Genomic DNA, 17,105 nt, shown 5'->3' with positions numbered 1-17,105 from the left:
GTTTCGCTGCACGTTTATGCAATCTTTGAGGAGGTTGCGCGGATGCTGCGGCTGAAAAGCGCGCTGTCGATGGCCGACGACGGCGCGGAGGCCACCCCGGAGCGTTGCATAGGATCGTCGGCATGGTTCTGCGACCTGTTCAGGTGAACATCAAGGCGGTGGACGACTCGGCGATCGGCCGGTTCTGGGCGCAGGCGCTCGGCTGGGGTGTCTCCGGCTCGGGATCGGGCGCGACCGCCGCCAAGCCCGCCGGCTTCGACTGGCGGGAACCGGTCGGTGTGTGCGTCGACGTCATCGCCGTGCCGGAAGCGAGATCGGCGACGAAGAACCGTGTGCACCTCGATCTCGCCACCACCTCCGCGGCCCATCAGGCGGAGCTGGTCGAGCGCCTGCGGGCGCTCGGCGCGACGCCCGCCGACGTGGGCCAGGGCGATGTGCCGTGGACGGTCCTCGCCGACCCGGAGGGCAACGAGTTCTGCGTGCTGGAGCCCCGGGAGATCTACCGGGACACCGGGCCCGTCGCGGCGGTGGTGGTCGACTGCGTGGACCCGCGGGCCATGGCGCGGTTCTGGGGCGCGGCGACGGACTGGACCCCGCGCGAGGTGACCGACGACCTCGCGGTGCTGCGGTCCGCCGACGACACCGGCCCCTATCTGGAGTTCCTCCGCACGCCCGGTAGGAAGACCGTGCCGGACCGCGTCCATCTCGACCTGCTGCGGTTTCCCGACGACGACCACGAGGCGGAGGTGGCCCGGCTACGGGCCCTCGGCGCCACCGACCTCGACGTCGGCCAGGGCGAGGTCCCGTGGCGGTGCCTGGCCGACCCGGAGGGGCACGAGTTCTGCGTTCTCGCCCGATCCTGACGCGGCGACGAGGTGGGCTCGGTTCACCGGGGCACCCGCTCGCGCGCCAGCCTCTCCATCTCGGCGGGCGGGAGCGAGGGGTTGGCGGCCGCGGCTTGCGCCACCTGCGGGTCGGGGTCGGTCAGCAGGTCCGTGACGACCTGGGGCGGGAGCGCCGGATGCCCGGCGGCGAGGGGTCTCGCCCGCTCGTCCGCCAGGCAGGCGAGCAGGGCCGGGGCCGTCGCACGGGGGTGCCGGGCGATCTCGCGGAAGGCCCGCCGCGCCGGGGGGCTGTGCCGGGACAGGTGCTCCAGCAGGGCCGGGGTGGCGTCCGGGTTGGCGGCCACCTGGGCGATGACCTGGACTCCGTGCCGGTCGACCATGGTCCGCAACCGCGCTTCGCCGAGGCCGGGGTGCGCAGCGACGGACTTGGCGACCTTGGCGTCGGGGTCGTCGGCCAGCACGGCAGCGACCCTGTCCGGCAGATCACGCCGTCGTGCCAGGAGCATGCGTACGACCGCGTTCGGCGACCCCGCCAGCTCCTCCACCTCGGCGGGCGTGGCGGTGGCGATCCGCGGCAGCGGGGTGCTGCCGATCCTGGTGGTGGCGGCCAGGCGGGTGAGCACGTCGAGCGGCACCCGCGGGTTGTGCGCGAGCGCGCGCCGGACGTCGGGGGAGGTGTCCTCGGCAAGCCCGCGCATCAGGGCGGCGTCGATCGCGGGGTTCTCGGCGAGGTCCGCGCGCACGCCGGGGGTGGGGTCCTCGGCGAGCCTCGCGTACGCGTGCGGGGGCAGACCGGGGCGGACGGCGAGCGCCCGGCGCAGGACCATCGAGGGGTGGCCGGCGAAGCCCGCGACGGCCCGGACCGGTGTGGCCGGGTTCTCCAGGGCCGCCCCGAGTATGTCCAGCGCGGTGGATTCGTGGGTGCCGTCGCAGGAGGCGCCCGAGCGCAGAGCGCAGTCGTCCCGCGGGCAGTTCGGGCTGTGCGTGAACGGCGGCTCCTCGCGGTCGCACACCAGGCAGTGCCGCGCGGGCGGCAGTCCCTCGCCGCTGGCGAGCGCGGCCAGCACGTCCGGCGGCGTCGCCTCGTTGGCCGCCGCCGCCCGGCGGACCTCGGCGTGGGGATGCGCCGCGAGCCGGGCGGCCGTGTCCGGCGCGGCCCACAGGGCCAGCTCCACGACCACCCGTACGTCCCGGTCCGCGGCGAGGGTCTCCACCACGTCCGGCGGCAGGCCGGGGCAGGCGGCCAGCTTCTCCCGGTGCTCGACCACCGGATCCGCCGCCAGGCGGCGGGCCCACTCGGGGTCGCCGGCCTCCTCGTCGAGCAGGGCGAGGGCGACGAGCGGCTGTGCCGCGGGGTCGACGTCGGCGGCTGTCAGCATGCCCCGGTACGCCAGAGGCACACCGTTCAGCTCGCTCCGCGAGGCCAGTCGGAGCGTCTGCGCCCGGCTGAGGTCCGCTCGTCCGGCGAGGTGGTGGTCGATGTCGTCGTCCGCCGACACGACCAGCCGGTCCACCAGCTCGGTCGGCAGGGCCGGATTGGCGGCAAGTCCGCACAGGAGTGGGTCCACGGGGGCATCCTGCCCCGGGGCCCGGCCGGACGGCCCACCAATTTCCGCCCCGCGGGAACCCAGCAGCCGGAGGACCACCTGCCACCGACGGAGGGCCGGCGGCGAGCGGCCACCGACGTGGGGCGAGCGGCGAGCAGGTCAGGAACGACGGTCGTCCGACTGGGCCGCCCGCTCCGCGTCGCGCTTCTTGAGACGGGCGCCTTCCTTGCGGACCTCGGCCTGAGTGGCGCGCTCCTTCTTGAGCCACTCGGGGCTGTCCTGCCGCAGGGCGTCGATCTGCTCGGTGGTGAGGGCCTCGGTGACTCCGCCGCGGGCGAGCCCCGCGATGGAGACGCCCAGCCGCTCGGCGACCACGGGGCGGGGGTGCGGGCCGTTGCGGCGCAGTTCCTCCAGCCAGGCGGGCGGGTTCGTCTGGAGCGCGGTCAGCTCGGTGCGAGTGATGACGCCCTCCTGGAACTCGGCGGGCGTGGCCTGGAGGTACACACCCAGCTTCTTCGCCGCCGTGGCGGGCTTCATGGTCTGGGTGGTCTGGTGCGACGTCATGGGTCAAGGGTATCGACCGTGTGCCCGACCTCCGACCACGGCCGGTGCCGGGGCCGGGCCCCCGCCCGTTAGCCTGGTCCCGTGACAGGCTCGGAAGCATCCCCTTCGTTCCGGCTCGCGTACGTCCCGGGAGTGACGCCCACCAAGTGGGTGCGGATCTGGAACGAGCGGTTGCCCGACGTCCCCCTGACCCTCCTCCAGGTGTCCCCCGCCGAGGCGTTCGGCCTGCTGCGGGACGGCGGCGCGGACGCCGGGTTCGTACGGCTGCCGGTGGACCGTGACGACCTCAGCGCGATCCCTCTCTACGCCGAGACCACCGTCGTCGTGGTCCCCCAGGACCACGTCGTCGCGGCGGTCGACGAGGTGAGCACCGCCGACCTGGCGGACGAGGTCGTGCTGCACCCCCTCGACGACACGCTCGGCTGGGAGCGGCCGCCGGGAGAGCCGGCGTTCGAGCGTCCCGCCACCACGGCGGACGCGATCGAGCTGGTGGCGGCCGGGATCGGGCTGCTCGTCGTCCCCCAGTCGCTGGCCCGGCTCCACCACCGCAAGGACCTCACCTACCGCCCGGTGACGGACGCCCCCGAGTCCCGCGTCGCCCTGTCCTGGCCGCAGGACGCGACGACCGACCTGGTCGAGGACTTCATCGGCATCGTCCGGGGCCGCACGGTCAACAGCTCTCGGGGCCGCGCGAAGCCCCCGGAGGAGAAGCCGCAGCAGAAGCCCAAGCGCACCGGAACCGGCACCGGGACGGGCAAGCCGACCGCCCGCAACCCCCGGGGCGGCGCGTCCGGCGGCAGAGGCGCCAAGAGCGGCGGCCGGCCCGGAAAGCCCCGCCGCCGCTCGTAGACGCCCTGCATTGGATCTCGGGTCCGGCCCCCGGGCCCGGACCCCGGTCCTGGATCAGGGGCCTGGATCAGGGGCGCGGGGAACCACGCGACCAGCCCCCGCACACCCGCACCGGCACCCGCACCCGGCTCACGGAGCCAGGCCCGGGCCCACCCCCACCCTCACCGCTCCTTGATCCGCAGGAAGGTCACGGAGTTCGCCGGAAACGTGTAGCTGAACTTCTCGGCCACCCCGCCGAACGTGGACCTCACCGGCGCGACCGGGGTGGCCGTCTCCGTGTTCACCGCGTCCGGCGCGGCCGTCAGCGTGGTCACGTGAGCGGTGGAGCGCACCCGCGCACCCCCGAGGTCGATGGCCGTACGCGCCGCCGTCGACTGTGCGTTGACGACCTTGACGATCAGTTCGCCGGTCTTCGCGTCACGGGTCACCACCTGCCGGAACGGCTCCGCCGGCTTGTCGTCGGTGAAGCTGCCCCACTCCTTGCCGTCGAGCAGCAGGGTCACCTGCCGTCCGCGCACCTTGACCTCGACGTCGTACGTACGACCCGTCTCGATCGTGCCCGGCTTGGAGATCAGCAAGGACTTGCCGCCGTCCACGGCCTGCTCGACGGCGCTGGTGGTGTTGTTCCAGCCGCCGAGGTTCCACCAGTAGTAGTTGCCGGTGTCCTTGACGCCGAAGGCGACGAGGAAGCCCTCCTTGCCCGCCTGCTTGGTGGCCTTCACCTTCAGGTCGTAGTCGTGCCAGGCGGCGTCCCCGGCCGAGACCATGGTGTTCTCGGCGGCCACGTCGGTCTGGGTGTACCGGCCGTCCTGGATGCTCCAGCTGCCCCTGCCGGTGTGCGTCCACTTCGAGGCGTCACCGCCGAAGTCGTCGGTGAACAGGGTCGTGCCGTCGGCCGAGGTCACCTGCACGTCGTCGTACGCCGCTGTCGTCGCCCAGGTGGACAGGCCCACGGCTCCGGTGATGGGGCCGGAGAGCGCCGGCGTGCCGGTGGCCGTCGACGGCACCACGCGGTCGCCGACGTTGTTCATGAACAGCTTCTGGGTCTCGTAGTTGGCGGAGTTCCAGGACGCGTGGTTGTTGAACCAGATCATGTCGGGGCTCCACTGCACGTAGTCCTCGTTGGCGAGGAGCGGTGCGTAGGAGGCGAGCTTCACGATGTCGGCGTTGCGCTCCAGGCCGGTCATGAACGCGGCCTCGGAGAGGGCGTTCTTGAAGGCGTTGCCCTGGGAGGCGTACTCGCCGAGGAAGACCTTCGGGCCGCCGCGGTCGTAGGAGTCGTAGCGGTCGTTGTTCTGGAGGAACCACTGGGGGCTGTTGTAGTAGTGCTCGTCGACCAGGTCGACGCCCGCCTCGCGGTTCAGCTTCCACGCGGTGTCGAAGGTGGTGCCCGTGTCGTCGGGGCCGGAGTTCGAGACCACCGTGATGTCGGGGTACTTCGCCTCGATGGCGGCCCGGAACTTCTGGAAGCGGGCGAAGAACTCGTTCGGCAGGTTCTCCTCGTTGCCGACGCCGAGGTGGGTGAGGTGGAAGGGCTTCGGGTGGCCCATCTCCGCCCGCTTCCTGCCCCACTCGCTGGTCACGGGCCCGTTGGCGAACTCGATGAGGTCGAGCGTGTCCTGGATGTGCCGCTGGAGCAGGGCCTCGTCGTCGGTGGCCCGGTTCTGGCCGCAGCCGGTGACCAGGGCGGGCACCACGGGCAGCGGCATCGCGCCGATGTCCTCGGAGAACTGGAAGTACTCGTAGTAGCCGAGGCCGTAACTCTGGTTGTAGCCCCAGAAGTTGGAGTTGGTGGCGCGCTCCTCGACCGGGCCTATGGTGTCCTTCCACTGGTACGCGCGCTTGCGCTCCCAGTTCGAGGCCGCGCTGTAGTCCTGCATGGAGCCCGTGTTGACGAGACAGCCGCCGGGGAAGCGGACGAAGCCGGGCTTCAGTGCGGCGATCTTCTCGGCGAGATCCTCGCGCAGGCCGTTCTTGTGACCCTTGTAGGTGTCGCGCGGGAAGAGGGAGACCTCGTCGAGGGCGGCGGCCCCGGCGGTGGCGACGGTCAGCCGGCCGGCGGAGCTGGTCCGCGTCGCGCCGAGACGGACCTTGTACTTGGCCCAGCCGCCCTTGACCGTGACCTGGTCGGCCTCGACGAGAGGGCCGTCGGCGTCCTGGAGGGTGACGGTCAGCTTCGTACGGCCCTCGGCGCGCGCCCACACCGAGAAGTCGTACCTCTCGCCCTCCTCGACGCGGACCCCGGTGTTGTAGCCGGCGTTGGTGACGGACGAACCGGCGCCCAGGGAGAGGTAGTTGCGGTTGCGCTCGTTGAGCCGGCCGGCGTCGTTCACGACCTGGGCCGTGCCGTCGACGGTCCAGGAGGTGAGGGGGGTGTAGGCGCGGTTGTCGGCGGTCGAGTACTCGAAGGACCGGTTCTGCACCAGCTCGGCGTAGAGACCACCGTCGGCGGCCCGGTTGATGTCCTCGAAGAAGACGCCGTACATCGTGTCGCCGATCGTCGCGCCCCGGGCGGACGGGTCGACGGTGATCGCGTAGTCGGTGACGTCCTCGGCGTGCGCGGGCGCCGTGACGGAGCCGGCGGCCACCAGGAAGGCGGTGGCGGTGAGGCCGAGTCTCCAACGGGTGCGGGTGCTGCGTGACATGAATACTCCGCGGCTCGGGGTGGGGGCATGGAGTGGTTCGAAATATCAGACAATGATCAGCACATCGAACGGCAAGATAGGGAGGTGAGCTGATCAGCGTCAACGGGTCGCACAGCACCAAAAGTGTCGGACGGGCCGGAAGGGAGGGACGGATGGGCGATTTCCTGCCAGTTCGCGATGCCCTGGCGTATCTCGCCGGAAGCTGGCGGGTCCTGCGATCCGTGCGGGACCTGACGAGCGGGGCGGAAGGGGAGTTCACCGGCAGGACCGTTTTCAGCCCGCTGAACGACGGGGGACTGCTCCACCGCGAGACCGGAACTTTCGTGTGGCAGGGCGCGCCCCGTCCCGCCGAGCGCACGCTGCGCTTCCTGCCGGGCCCCGTCCCCGGCACGGCGGACGTCCGCTTCGCCGACGGCCGCCCCTTCCACGACCTGGACCTGACCTCCGGCCGGTGGCGCACGGACCACCCGTGCGCCGCCGATCTCTACCGGGGCGCGTTCGAGGTCCACGACGAGGACCGCTGGCGGACCGTCTGGCGGGTCGGCGGCCCCGCGAAGCAGCAGCTCCTGGTCACCGACCTCACCCGCGAACGCACACCGTGAGATGCCCCGCCTACCGCGCGGCGCCCAGACGCAGGTTCCAGCGGCCCGCGTGGCCCGCGACCGTGAGCGTCGCCAGGGGACCGATGTCCATGTTCCAGTACGACGAGGGCGGGGCCTTGAGCGCGTAGACGAGGGCGGCGCGCAGCACGGACGGCTCGGCCACCGCGACGATACGGCAGCCGTCATCGGCGGGCCGGGTTTCGAGCCAGCCGCCGATACGGGAGATGAAGGTGATCAGCGACTCCCCGCCGTGCGGCGTGGAACGCGGGTCGGTGAGCCAGGCGTCCACGGCCGAGGGCTCCCGCGCCATGGCCTCGCCGAGCGTGAATCCGCGCCAGCGGCCCATGTCGCAGTCGCGCAGCGCGGGCTGGGCCAGCGGGGCGTAGCCGAGGGCGTCCCCGGTGGCCCGGCTGCGGGGTGTGGGTGAGCAGTAGCGCAGCTCGGCCGCCGCCAGGGGCACCAGCTCATGGGCGGCGCGCTGCACTTCGTCCCAGCCGGCCTGGTCCAGCGGCCGGTCGTCCTCGAAACGTTCCGCGAGCAGCGAGGAGCAGCGCGCGGCGGCGACGAACGTGACCCGAAGTGGCATGCGGCGATGGTGGAACGGGAGACTGCGCAGGTCAAGAGGTGTTACTCAGGAGTTACCGGGATATTTCGCCGCACGCCCCGAGCAGTCGTCACCGCATCCGGACCTCACTCGAGCACCAGCGCCATCCACCGGTCGGGCCGGGCGAGCGGCTCGAACCCGAGCTTCGCGTAGACACCGTGCGCGTCGTGCGTGGCGAGCAGGACGCGCCGCAGTCCGTACGGCAGCAGGTGGTCGCGCACGGCCGCGACCATAGCGGTGCCCAGCCCCTTCCCGCGCACCGCGGGGTCGACGTACACATCGCAGAGCCACGCGAAGGTGGCGCGGTCGGTCACCACCCGCGCGTACGCGACCTGCTCCCCCGAACCCGTGTCGTACACCCCGAAGTTGAGCGATCCCCGGACCGCGCTCTGCTGCTTCTCGCGGGAGCGGCCGAGGGCCCAGTACGCGTCGGTGGACAGCCACCGGTGGACCCGTCCGACGTCGATACGGTCGGGGTCGTCGGACATCTCATAGCCCTCGGGGAGGGCCGGCTCGTCACTCATGACTGGACGTTCGCAGGTCACAGACCCGCTGTCGATCCGTTTACGGCCGTCCTCAGCCGCCGCACCCCTTCCGTGATCTCCCCCGCCCCCGCGACACCCGCGAAGCTCAACCGCAGGTGTCCGGCCGGGGGTTCGGCGCTGAAGTAGGGGCGGCCGGGGGTGACGGCGACGCCCGCGCGGAGGGCCGCGGCGACCAGGGCGGGCTCGTCGGTGCCGTCGGGCAGGCGCAGCCACAGGTGGTAGCCGCCGGAGGGGATGTGGGGCAGGGCGAGTTCGGGCAGCCGCATCCGCAGCTCGGCGGTCAGCGTGTCCCGGCGGTTGCGCAACTCCCTGGAGACCGCCCGCAGATGGCGGGGCCAGGCCGGTGAGCCGACGAGTTCGAGGGCGGCCTCCTGGAGGGGGCGCGGGACGAAGAAGGTGTCGACGACCTGGATGGCGCGCAGCCGTTCCAGGACCGGCCCCCGGGCGGCCAGGGCGCCCACCCGGAAGCTGGGCGAGGTGGCCTTCGTCAGCGAGGAGACGTGCACGACCACGCCGTCGGGGTCGTCGGCCGCCAGCGGCTCGGGCAGGGGCCCGGCGTCCTCGTGCACCAGCCGGCGCACGAAGTCGTCCTCCACGACGAAGGCCCCCGCCTCCCGGGCGATCCGCAGCACCTCGCCCCTGCGGTCCACCGCGAGGGCGGCGCCGGTGGGGTTCTGGAAGAGCGGCTGGCAGACGAAGACCCGGGCGCCGGAGGCCTTGAACGCGTCGGCGAGCAGGGCGGGTCTGACCCCGTCCGCGTCCACCGGCACCGGCACGGGCCTGAGTCCGGCCGCCCGCGCGATCGCCAGCATGCCCGGATAGGTGGGCGATTCGACGAGGACCGGCGCTCCGGGCGGCGCGAGGGCGCGCAGGGCGGTGGTCAGGGCGGACTGGCCGCCCGCCGCCACGATCACCTCGGCCGCGGTGATCGCACCGCCGATGCTCCGCGCGAACCACTCCCGCAGCTCCGGCACACCCTCGACCGGCGGCCGGGCCCACACTCCGGGCCTGCGTCCGGCCCTCGACAGGGCGGCGCCCATGGCCTGCTCCGGCTGCAGGGACGGGTGCAGATAGCCGCTGTTGAACTCGATCACGCCGGGCGGCGGGGAGGCGAGGGAGACCAGCACGCCGGAGGCGTCCACCGTGCGGGGCGACGGCTCGGCGCTGCCGTCCGCGCTCAGCGCGACCTCCTGCCAGGAGGTGTCCCCCACGGTCGCCGCCCGGCTCTCGCGCGGCCACGCCCGGAAGGCGCCCGCTCCCGGCCGGGTCACCACGAGCCCCTCGGCGGCCAGGTGCGCCAGGGCCCGCGAGACGGTCACCGGGCTCACCCGGAAGCGCTCGACGAGCGCCCGGCTCGACGGCAGCTTTCCACCGGGTGAGTAGCGGTCCAGCTCCCTGCGCAGCTGTTCCGCCAGTTCCGCACCGCTGCTACGCTCTTGCATGAGAGTAGAGAGTAGCGCTATCGCCCCGGGTTCAGTAGCGGTCGACGGCAGTGCGGCACCCGGTGAGCCACCGCCGGGACCCACCGCTCCACGACCGGCGGCCCGCACCGCGACCCGGTCGGCCGCCCCCGCCGCGCCCGGCCCCCTCCCCCGCACCGGCGGCACCCTCCAGGCCGCCCTCGGCGTCACCGCCTTCTCCCTCACCTTTCCGGCCACCGCCTGGGGACTGGAGGGCTTCGGCCCCTGGTCCCTCGTGGCCGTGCGCAGCGTCCTCGCCGCCGTCATCGCGGGAAGCTGTCTGCTGGCTCTGCGGGTGCGGCCACCCGCCCGTCGGCACTGGGCGGGGCTCGCGGTCGTGGCCGCCGGTGTCGTGCTGGGTTTCCCGCTGCTGACGACGCTCGCGCTGCGGACCTCCACCACCGCGCACGCCGCCGTGGTGGTCGGCCTGCTCCCGTTGACGACGGCCCTGTTCTCGGCGCTGCGCATGGGGACGCGCCCCTCGCGCACCTTCTGGACCGCCGCCCTCGCCGGGGCCGCCGCCGTCATCGCCTTCACCGTGACACAGAGCGGCGGCGCGCTGACATCCGCCGACCTCTATCTCTTCGGCGCCCTGCTGGTCTGCGCGGCCGGCTACACCGAGGGCGGCCGGCTGGCCCGGGTGATGCCCGGCTGGCAGGTCATCGGCTGGGCCCTGGTGCTGTGTCTGCCGCTGAGCGTGCCGGGCGCCCTGCTGGCCCTGGCCCACGAGCCGGTACAGCTGACCGCGCACAGTGTGGCCGGGCTGGTGTGGGTGGCGGCCGGGTCCCAGTTCCTGGGGCTCGTCCTCTGGTACCGGGGCATGGCGGCGATCGGCATACCGAAGGCCAGCCAGTTGCAGCTCGCGCAGCCGCTGCTCACACTGGTGTGGTCGGTGCTGCTCCTCGGTGAGCAGCTCACCCCGGCCGCGCCCCTGACGGCCGCCGCCGTGCTGGTCTGCATCGCGGTCACCCAGCGTTCCTCCGCCTGAGGGCGTCTGAGAGTCCGTCGCGCACACCGGTCCCACCGGCGCCGCCCGCAATAGACTGCGGTCACGGACCGCCACTTTCGTGCGAGACGAGGAGGCCCCCGATGCAGGCAACTGTAGGCGACACCCTGCTGGTGCACGGCAGGACCGTCGGGCACCACGACCGGACCGCCGAGGTCCTGGAGGTGCTCGGCCATGACGGGAACCCGCCCTACCGGGTCCGGTTCGAGGACGACGGGCACGAGGCACTGATGTCCCCGGGCCCGGACACGGTCGTCCGGCACCCCGGGGACCCGAGGTAGCGATCGCCCCCGTCCGCACGCGTCAGCGCGGTGGCTTCGCCGGCCGCTGGTAGTGGTCGGTGACCACGCGTGCCATCGCGCCGATCGCGTCGGTCCTGACCTCCCTGGCCGAGAAGAAGACGTGTCCGCGTGCCTCCGGGACGTCACGGGCGAGGGCGAGGTGCTTGGACAGCTCGGCCGGGTCCTGCCAGGCCGCGGGCTGCGCGGGGTCGCCCGCCTTGTACAGGGCCTCCCCGATGTACAGGCGTGTCCCGCTGTCCCGGGCGGTCTCCGCCCACCAGGCCAGCAGCTTGGCGTAGTCGGCCGGGGCGAAGCCGATGTTCCAGTACAGCTGTGGCACGACGTAGTCGATCCAGTTCTCCCGGACCCAGGTCCGTGTGTCCGCGTGCAGGTCGTCGTACGTCTGTACGCCCGCCCGGGTGTCCGACCCCCGCTCGTCGGTCTCCGCGTTGCGCCACACCCCGAAGGGGCTGATCCCGAACCGGGTGCCGGGGCGGATGACCTTGATCTCCGCCGCCGTCTCCCGGACCAGCCGGTCGACGCTGTCGCGCCGCCAGGCGGCCCGGTTGGGGAAGCTCCCGCCGTACCGGTCGTACGCCGCGTCGTCGTCGAAGACCTGGCCGGCCACCGGGTACGGGTAGAAGTAGTCGTCGAAGTGCACGGCGTCGACGGGGTACTTCCGTACGGCGTCGAGCATGGCCGTGCGCACGAAGGCGCGGACGGCGGGGATGCCGGGGTTGTAGTGCAGCCTGCCGCCGTAGGCGACGACCCAGCTCGGGTTCCGGCGGGCCGGGTGCGAGGCGACGAGACGGGTCGGGTCGGCGTGGAGGGCGATCCGGTAGGGGTTGAACCAGGCGTGCAGTTCCAGGCCCCGGGCGTGGGCCTCCTCGACCGCCGTGCCGAGCGGGTCCCAGCCGGGGTCCTTCCCCTGGGTACCGGTGAGGTACTGCGACCAGGGCTCGTGCGGGGAGGGCCAGAGCGCGTCGGCGGTGGGGCGGACCTGGAACATCACCGTGTTGAGGCGGCGGGCCACGGCGGTGTCGAGGTGGGCGAGGAGTTCGGCGCGCTGTCGGGCGGCGGTCAGGCCGGGCGCGGAGGGCCAGTCCCGGCCCGCGACGGTCGCCAGCCACATCCCGCGCATCTCGCCCTCGGCCGCCCTGCGGCGGGGTCCGGACCCACCGGCGATGGCGGTACCGGCCGCCGCGCCCCCGGCCGCCACGAGCGTCGCCGCCGCGGTCGCCCAGAACGCCCGTCGTGACATGCGTGGCTTCCGATGCATCGCCCACCTCCGCGTACCGCTTCTGGCGTGTCCGCACCGTCGCGGACCGGTTCCCGGCCAGCCTTCCACGGGACACCCGGAATACTGATCGGTAGCCGTCACGGGTAACGTGCGGGTGTGGCGCAGGACCGCACCGGAGGTATCTGCCACGCACGTGGACCAGTGAAAGGGACGATGTGACGGACTTCCCGACGGCAGATCTCGCACGAGTCGGAGTCGTGGGCTGCGGCCAGATGGGAGCGGGCATCGCCGAGGTGTGCGCCCGCGCCGGACTGGACGTGAAGGTCGCCGAGACCAGCGGCGAGGCCCTGGAGATCGGTCGTACCCGGCTGTTCAACTCCCTGTCCAAGGCGGCCGAGCGCGGCAAGATCACCGAGGCGGACCGGGACGGGACGCAGGCGCGCCTCAGCTTCACCACCGATCTCGGCGAGTTCGCCGACCGTGACCTCGTCATCGAGGCGGTCGTGGAGAACGAGCAGGTGAAGACGGAGATCTTCCAGGTGCTCGACCAGGTGGTGACCCGCCCGGACGCGATCCTCGCCTCCAACACCTCCTCCATCCCGCTGGTGAAGCTCGCGGTCGCCACCTCGCGGCCCGACCACGTCATCGGTATCCACTTCTTCAACCCGGCCCCCGTGCAGAAGCTCGTCGAGCTGATCCCGGCGCTCACCACCTCCGAGGGCACCCTCAGCCGGGCGCAGCTGTTCGCCGAGAAGGTGCTCGGCAAGCACGCCGTGCGCGCCCAGGACCGCTCGGGCTTCGTCGTCAACGCGCTGCTCGTGCCGTATCTGCTCTCCGCGATCCGGATGTTCGAGTCGGGGATCGCGGGCCGTGAGGACATCGACAACGGCATGGAGCTGGGCTGCGCCCACCCGATGGGGCCGCTGCGGCTCTCCGACCTGATCGGTCTGGACACCATCGTCTCGATCGCCAACTCGATGTACGAGGAGTACAAGGAGCCGCTGTACGCCGCTCCCCCGCTGCTCCAGCGCATGGTGGACGCGGGCAGGCTCGGCCGGAAGTCGGGGTCGGGCTTCTACTCGTACGCCTGACTACGGACGGTCAGTCATCTCGTTCCGATGGGCCCGGCACCGGGAAAGGTGCCGGGCCCGTCGTATTCACACACCGTGTGCGCGGCGGACACGCATATGCCGTTCGCACACTCTCCCCACGCGCCCACCTGGCGAGTTGACTTCCGTTGCACACGCAAGGGACGAGGACGACTACAGAAAGGAGCGGACTCGTGGCCATCGACCCAAAGCATCCCGTGCACCACGGCGAACTCGCAGAGTTACGCCGCCGCCTGGATGTGGCGCACACACGCGTCGAAGGAGGGCTGACCCTGCTGAGCCACCGCGCCGAACAGAGCGCCAAGGAACTGGACGACCTGAACACCCGGGTCGTCACACTGGAGCACGCCCGCTGGCCCCTGCCCGCGGTGGCGGCTCTCACGGCCCTGGGCGCCCTGGTGGTGTCCGTCTGGCAGGCGCTGGGCCGCTAGCTAGGACCTGGCGTCCTGCCCGAGACGCAGGTGGTGCAGCAGGAGCAGGGCGGCCGCCATGTTGGCGGCCGGAACCTCGCCGCGGGCGACCATGTCGGGAACGAGCTTGAGGGGAACCCATTCCCTGCGGTCCGACTCGAAGTCGTCCACCGGATGACCGACGTACGCGCCCTCGTCGGCCCAGTAGATGTGGTGCCGCGCGTCGGTGAGCCCGTTGGAGGGCTCGACGCTCATCAGGTGGCGCAGGGGTCCCGGCCGCCATCCGGTCTCCTCCTCCAGTTCACGGGCGGCGGCCTCGGCCACGGCCTCGCCGTCCTCGACGACGCCCGCCGCGAGTTCCCACCCCCAGCTGTCGGTGATGAAGCGGTGCCGCCACAGCAGCAGCACCTCGTTGGCCTCGTTGATCACGGTGGCCACGGCCACGGGCCGCAGCCGTATCAGGAAGTGGTCCAGGCGCCGCCCGTCCGGCAACGCGACATCCGCGAGATTGACGCTGAACCAGCGGTTCGAGTACACAGTTTGTTCGCTCTGTTTCGTCCACTGCATGGTTCTGCCACCTTCCGCCGAGTAAGTGGCAATATCGCAGCAGGAGCTAGGGGACAGCAGGCGCACAGGCGGTGCACGGACGCGCCCCGCGCGCGGTGTCAGAGCGGTACGCGCAGTGCTCCGTCGATGAGTTCGGCGGCCTCCGAGGTCCCCGCGCAGCCGTTGCGCACGAGGTGCTCGCGCACCGCCCGCAGTCTGTCCCGCAGGCGCATGGACTCCATTCCCCGTGCTCGTTCGGCCATTTCCACGGCGGTGGCCACCGCCTTGTCCGCGTTGCCCTGCCGCAGCTCGATCTGGCTGAGCATCGCGAGCCGGTGCACCCGGCCCCGGTCGTGCGCCGGGGTGTCGACGGCCGCCGTCGCGTGCTCCGCCGCGGCCGTCAGGTCCCCGAGACTGAGCAGCGCCTCCGCCACCTGTACGTTCACCAGACCGGGTTGGACATAGCCGGTCTCATCCGGTTCGTGGCCGGGCCGGATGTGCTCGGCGGCCTGCTCGGCCCGCCGGATGCAGGACAGGGCGCTCGTACCGTCGCCCAGGTGTGCGTACGCCTTCGCCTGCATCGCGTAGAGGTCGGAGGAGAGCGCCGGGGTGATGTGCCGGCCCGCGGTCCGCAGCGCCGCCTCGGCGAAGGCGACGGCCTGCCGGTGCTCCCGCATGAACAGCGACTGGTTGACGAGGAGCGCGATGACATAGGCGCCGAGCCCCCGGTCCCCGCTGGCCTTCGCCAGCCGCAGCGCCTGGTGGAAGTACCGCTGGGCCAGCCCGTGGGCGTCGGAGTCGTACGCGCAGATCCCGGCGATCGCCACCAACCCCCCGGTGGCCCGGTGCAGTTGACGCCCGGTGGCGTCGGTGTAGCTGCCCCGCAGCAGCGGCGCGGCCTCCGCGTTGAGGAACCCGACGATCCGGGTGCGCGTGGCGACGCCCCCGGCCTTGCGGTACATCTGCTCGTAGTGCGCCCGCGCCGCGCGCAGCATCTCGATGTCGGCCATGCTGACGCGGTGGCGTCCGCCGCGGGAGACGTCGACGTCCTCCGGCGGGTTCTCCCACTCCCAGACCGGCATCACGGCGGGTGTGCCGGTGACGGCGGGGGCCCCGAGGACGTGCGGGCGCTGCTGCTCGTCGGAGCGCCACAGAGCGGTGGCGCGCTCCACGAAACCGGAGAGGCCGGCTCCGTGCTGGGAGATCAGCTCGCCGGGCACGCCGAGCCCGATGTCGTCGAGGGTGACCGTCCGGTGCAGCCGCCCGGCGAGCACCTCGCAGATCAGGTCGGGCACCTGCCCGCGCGGCCGCTGGCCCTTCAACCACCGGGCCACGGCGGTGTGTTCGTATCTCAGCGCGAGCCCCCGGGCCCGCCCCGCCTGGTTGACATGCGCGGCGAGACCGGCGTGGGAGACACCGGCCTCGTCGAGGATCGCGTCGAGCAGGGTGTTGGGCTGCATGGGGGCCCTCCGGTGGCTCGGTGCCGGCGCATCGCAGCGTAGCGCCTCCCCTTTCACACGGGGTGTGAAGGCAATGCCCGGATTCGGGCTGTGCGCGCGCTGTCGCGGAGAGTTCCGGACCGGTTGACTGAAATGCCTCGCAAGAGGCCGGCCGGGCCGCCGGCTCCCCCTCGTACAGTGCGGTGGCCCTGCCGGGACGCCCCCTTTCGAGGCGCCGGGCTAAGGAGTGGGAGCGAGGGGCGAGGTGTCGGCCGCGGGTCGTCCCTGCCCGGTCGCGCCGTTCCGCGCGCCCCTGAGGGTGAGCGGACGTTCGTTGCGAAGGACCAGTATCGCGATGTCGTCCTTGGGCCGTCCCCCCGCGTGGCGCAGGAGCTGGGTGAACACCGCGCGGAGTACCGCCCGGGGGAGGACCGGGCGGCCTCGTACGGCTTCCGTCAGCGCGACGGCCAGGGGAAAGAAGCGGCCCTGGCCGTCCCTCGCGTCCTCCACGCCGTCCGTGTGCAGGAACAGCGCCTCGCCCGGGAGGAGCCGGCCGCAGGCGGTGAGCGGGAGTTCGGCGGGCAGGGGGAAGAGCCCGAGCGGGGGCATGGGGTCGGCGCGGGCGACCGGTGTCGCCCGGCCGACACCGAGCAGGTACGGCCAGGGATGGCCGCAGTTCAGGGCGTGGAGCACGCCGTCCGGGGCGATCTCCAGGAGGAGGACGGTGACGAAGTCCTCGGTGTCCTCGGTGTCCTCGGTGTCCTCGATCCGGGCGCGGTCGCGGTCGCGCAGGTGCCGGGCGAGGGCGCGGTCGAGGCGGGCGAGGACCCCGGCCAGTTCGGCCTCGTCGTGGACGGCCTCGCGGAAGCTGCCCAGCACGGCGGCGACGGTGCCGACCGCGGCGATGCCGTGCCCCCGTACGTCGCCCATCACCACGCGGACGCCGTGCTCGGTGGCGATCACCTCGTACAGGTCGCCGCCGACCCTCGCGCCCCGGTCGGCGGGGAGCTGCGCGGCGGCGGTGGCCAGTCCGTCGATCCGCGCGGGCAGGGGTCTGAGCAGCACGCTCCGCGCGGCGCCCGCGGCCTCGCGTGCCTGCCGCACTTCCCGCAGCATCACCTGCCTGGCGTGCAGCAGCAGCCCGGTGCCGGCCGCGAGGCACACGGCACCACCGGCGATCCGGGCCCCGACACGGGCGGACCGCCGACCGAACAGCCCGCGTCCCCGGGACCATGTCCTACGAGGAAGCCCAGCCCTGACTCGAATCATGCCGTTGGCCCCCCATCAGGCCCGGACAGCGCGTAGGCCCCACAGAGGCCGGTCCGATTCTGTCCACCAGCCGGCCCGTCAGGCGAGTCCGCCCGAGATTGTCACCCGAACGAGTGAGGTGACCCTCCGCGCCCCTGGACGGGT

General features: G+C 72.5%; 17 protein-coding genes. 7 read left to right on the top strand and 10 right to left on the bottom strand.

Annotation, left to right across the window (positions count from 1 at the left end):
- Positions 1 to 122 precede the first annotated feature (122 nt).
- Positions 123 to 863 carry a VOC family protein gene (locus tag STRBO_RS0115750; RefSeq protein ID WP_005485332.1) on the top strand — a complete coding sequence of 247 codons (741 nt, stop codon included), beginning with the start codon at positions 123 to 125 and terminating at the stop codon, positions 861 to 863.
- Between the two features lie 23 nt (positions 864 to 886).
- Here the strand turns inward: STRBO_RS0115750 and STRBO_RS0115745 are convergent, their stop codons facing one another.
- The gene (locus STRBO_RS0115745) at positions 887 to 2,413 is read right to left on the bottom strand and encodes a hypothetical protein (protein WP_005485330.1); all 1,527 of its coding nucleotides are present in this window, start codon (positions 2,411 to 2,413) and stop codon (positions 887 to 889) included.
- Positions 2,414 to 2,551: 138 nt separating this feature from the next.
- Positions 2,552 to 2,956, bottom strand: coding sequence for a DUF5997 family protein (locus STRBO_RS0115740; protein WP_005485329.1), 405 nt, complete (start codon positions 2,954 to 2,956; stop codon positions 2,552 to 2,554).
- An 81-nt stretch (positions 2,957 to 3,037) separates the two neighbouring features.
- On the opposite strand from STRBO_RS0115740, the gene STRBO_RS0115735 reads away from it, so the two are divergent.
- A complete protein-coding gene (locus STRBO_RS0115735) occupies positions 3,038 to 3,805 on the top strand; it encodes a LysR substrate-binding domain-containing protein (protein WP_167336824.1) in 768 nt (255 codons plus the stop codon).
- 161 nt (positions 3,806 to 3,966) lie between these two features.
- Here STRBO_RS0115735 and STRBO_RS0115730 read toward each other — a convergent pair whose 3' ends face one another.
- Positions 3,967 to 6,450: an alpha-L-arabinofuranosidase C-terminal domain-containing protein gene (locus tag STRBO_RS0115730; RefSeq protein WP_005485326.1), complete on the bottom strand. Its 2,484-nt coding sequence runs from the start codon at positions 6,448 to 6,450 to the stop codon at positions 3,967 to 3,969.
- A gap of 152 nt (positions 6,451 to 6,602) precedes the next feature.
- On the opposite strand from STRBO_RS0115730, the gene STRBO_RS0115725 reads away from it, so the two are divergent.
- Complete coding sequence (locus tag STRBO_RS0115725) at positions 6,603 to 7,052, top strand: DUF6314 family protein (RefSeq protein ID WP_005485325.1); 450 nt, start codon at positions 6,603 to 6,605, stop codon at positions 7,050 to 7,052.
- A gap of 10 nt (positions 7,053 to 7,062) precedes the next feature.
- On the opposite strand, the gene STRBO_RS0115720 is transcribed toward STRBO_RS0115725, so the two are convergent.
- The 3 genes from STRBO_RS0115720 to STRBO_RS0115710 form a co-directional block, all read right to left on the bottom strand.
- Complete coding sequence (locus STRBO_RS0115720) at positions 7,063 to 7,638, bottom strand: histidine phosphatase family protein (protein WP_005485324.1); 576 nt, start codon at positions 7,636 to 7,638, stop codon at positions 7,063 to 7,065.
- Between the two features lie 104 nt (positions 7,639 to 7,742).
- A complete protein-coding gene (locus tag STRBO_RS0115715) occupies positions 7,743 to 8,180 on the bottom strand; it encodes a GNAT family N-acetyltransferase (protein ID WP_005485323.1) in 438 nt (145 codons plus the stop codon).
- A gap of 17 nt (positions 8,181 to 8,197) precedes the next feature.
- Entirely contained in the window at positions 8,198 to 9,643 is a 1,446-nt protein-coding gene (locus STRBO_RS0115710; RefSeq protein WP_005485322.1) for an aminotransferase-like domain-containing protein, read from the bottom strand.
- Here STRBO_RS0115710 and STRBO_RS0115705 point away from each other — a divergent pair.
- Positions 9,642 to 10,649 (top strand): DMT family transporter, encoded by a 1,008-nt coding sequence (locus STRBO_RS0115705; protein WP_005485321.1) that lies wholly within the window; start codon positions 9,642 to 9,644, stop codon positions 10,647 to 10,649. The genes STRBO_RS0115710 and STRBO_RS0115705 overlap by 2 nt on opposite strands.
- A 101-nt stretch (positions 10,650 to 10,750) precedes the next feature.
- Positions 10,751 to 10,948 (top strand): DUF1918 domain-containing protein, encoded by a 198-nt coding sequence (locus STRBO_RS0115700; RefSeq protein WP_005485320.1) that lies wholly within the window; start codon positions 10,751 to 10,753, stop codon positions 10,946 to 10,948.
- Positions 10,949 to 10,970: 22 nt separating this feature from the next.
- Here the strand turns inward: STRBO_RS0115700 and STRBO_RS0115695 are convergent, their stop codons facing one another.
- Entirely contained in the window at positions 10,971 to 12,209 is a 1,239-nt protein-coding gene (locus STRBO_RS0115695; RefSeq protein WP_005485319.1) for a glycoside hydrolase family 10-like protein, read from the bottom strand.
- Between the two features lie 194 nt (positions 12,210 to 12,403).
- Between STRBO_RS0115695 and STRBO_RS0115690 the strand changes: the two genes are divergently transcribed.
- Complete coding sequence (locus STRBO_RS0115690; RefSeq protein WP_005485318.1) at positions 12,404 to 13,279, top strand: 3-hydroxybutyryl-CoA dehydrogenase; 876 nt, start codon at positions 12,404 to 12,406, stop codon at positions 13,277 to 13,279.
- A gap of 191 nt (positions 13,280 to 13,470) precedes the next feature.
- Positions 13,471 to 13,728, top strand: a complete 258-nt coding sequence (locus tag STRBO_RS0115685; RefSeq protein WP_020114433.1) for a hypothetical protein — start codon at positions 13,471 to 13,473, stop codon at positions 13,726 to 13,728.
- On the opposite strand, the gene STRBO_RS0115680 is transcribed toward STRBO_RS0115685, so the two are convergent.
- From STRBO_RS0115680 to STRBO_RS40155, 3 genes are all read right to left on the bottom strand, one after another.
- The gene (locus STRBO_RS0115680) at positions 13,729 to 14,274 is read right to left on the bottom strand and encodes an NUDIX domain-containing protein (RefSeq protein WP_005485316.1); all 546 of its coding nucleotides are present in this window, start codon (positions 14,272 to 14,274) and stop codon (positions 13,729 to 13,731) included.
- A 98-nt stretch (positions 14,275 to 14,372) separates the two neighbouring features.
- Positions 14,373 to 15,713, bottom strand: a complete 1,341-nt coding sequence (locus tag STRBO_RS0115675) for an NsdA family TPR-like regulatory protein (protein ID WP_005485315.1) — start codon at positions 15,711 to 15,713, stop codon at positions 14,373 to 14,375.
- A gap of 219 nt (positions 15,714 to 15,932) precedes the next feature.
- The gene (locus STRBO_RS40155) at positions 15,933 to 16,856 is read right to left on the bottom strand and encodes a PP2C family protein-serine/threonine phosphatase (protein WP_005485313.1); all 924 of its coding nucleotides are present in this window, start codon (positions 16,854 to 16,856) and stop codon (positions 15,933 to 15,935) included.
- Between the last annotated feature and the right edge of the window lie 249 nt (positions 16,857 to 17,105).

Origin of the sequence: Streptomyces bottropensis ATCC 25435, assembly GCF_000383595.1 — a bacterium.
Taxonomy (GTDB): domain Bacteria; phylum Actinomycetota; class Actinomycetes; order Streptomycetales; family Streptomycetaceae; genus Streptomyces; species Streptomyces bottropensis.
This window is presented reverse-complemented; position numbering and strand designations above follow the sequence as displayed.

What these genes read in the sequence shown, in the direction of transcription:
- STRBO_RS0115675 (WP_005485315.1), bottom strand. Translation starts at nt 15,713, where the DNA reads ATGCAGCCCAACACCCTGCTCGACGCGATCCTCGACGAGGCCGGTGTC.
- STRBO_RS0115700 (WP_005485320.1), top strand. Translation starts at nt 10,751, where the DNA reads ATGCAGGCAACTGTAGGCGACACCCTGCTGGTGCACGGCAGGACCGTC.
- STRBO_RS0115695 (WP_005485319.1), bottom strand. Translation starts at nt 12,209, where the DNA reads ATGTCACGACGGGCGTTCTGGGCGACCGCGGCGGCGACGCTCGTGGCG.
- STRBO_RS0115710 (WP_005485322.1), bottom strand. Translation starts at nt 9,643, where the DNA reads ATGCAAGAGCGTAGCAGCGGTGCGGAACTGGCGGAACAGCTGCGCAGG.
- STRBO_RS0115680 (WP_005485316.1), bottom strand. Translation starts at nt 14,274, where the DNA reads ATGCAGTGGACGAAACAGAGCGAACAAACTGTGTACTCGAACCGCTGG.
- STRBO_RS0115725 (WP_005485325.1), top strand. Translation starts at nt 6,603, where the DNA reads ATGGGCGATTTCCTGCCAGTTCGCGATGCCCTGGCGTATCTCGCCGGA.
- STRBO_RS0115730 (WP_005485326.1), bottom strand. Translation starts at nt 6,450, where the DNA reads ATGTCACGCAGCACCCGCACCCGTTGGAGACTCGGCCTCACCGCCACC.
- STRBO_RS0115715 (WP_005485323.1), bottom strand. Translation starts at nt 8,180, where the DNA reads ATGAGTGACGAGCCGGCCCTCCCCGAGGGCTATGAGATGTCCGACGAC.
- STRBO_RS0115705 (WP_005485321.1), top strand. Translation starts at nt 9,642, where the DNA reads ATGAGAGTAGAGAGTAGCGCTATCGCCCCGGGTTCAGTAGCGGTCGAC.
- STRBO_RS0115740 (WP_005485329.1), bottom strand. Translation starts at nt 2,956, where the DNA reads ATGACGTCGCACCAGACCACCCAGACCATGAAGCCCGCCACGGCGGCG.
- STRBO_RS0115720 (WP_005485324.1), bottom strand. Translation starts at nt 7,638, where the DNA reads ATGCCACTTCGGGTCACGTTCGTCGCCGCCGCGCGCTGCTCCTCGCTG.
- STRBO_RS0115750 (WP_005485332.1), top strand. Translation starts at nt 123, where the DNA reads ATGGTTCTGCGACCTGTTCAGGTGAACATCAAGGCGGTGGACGACTCG.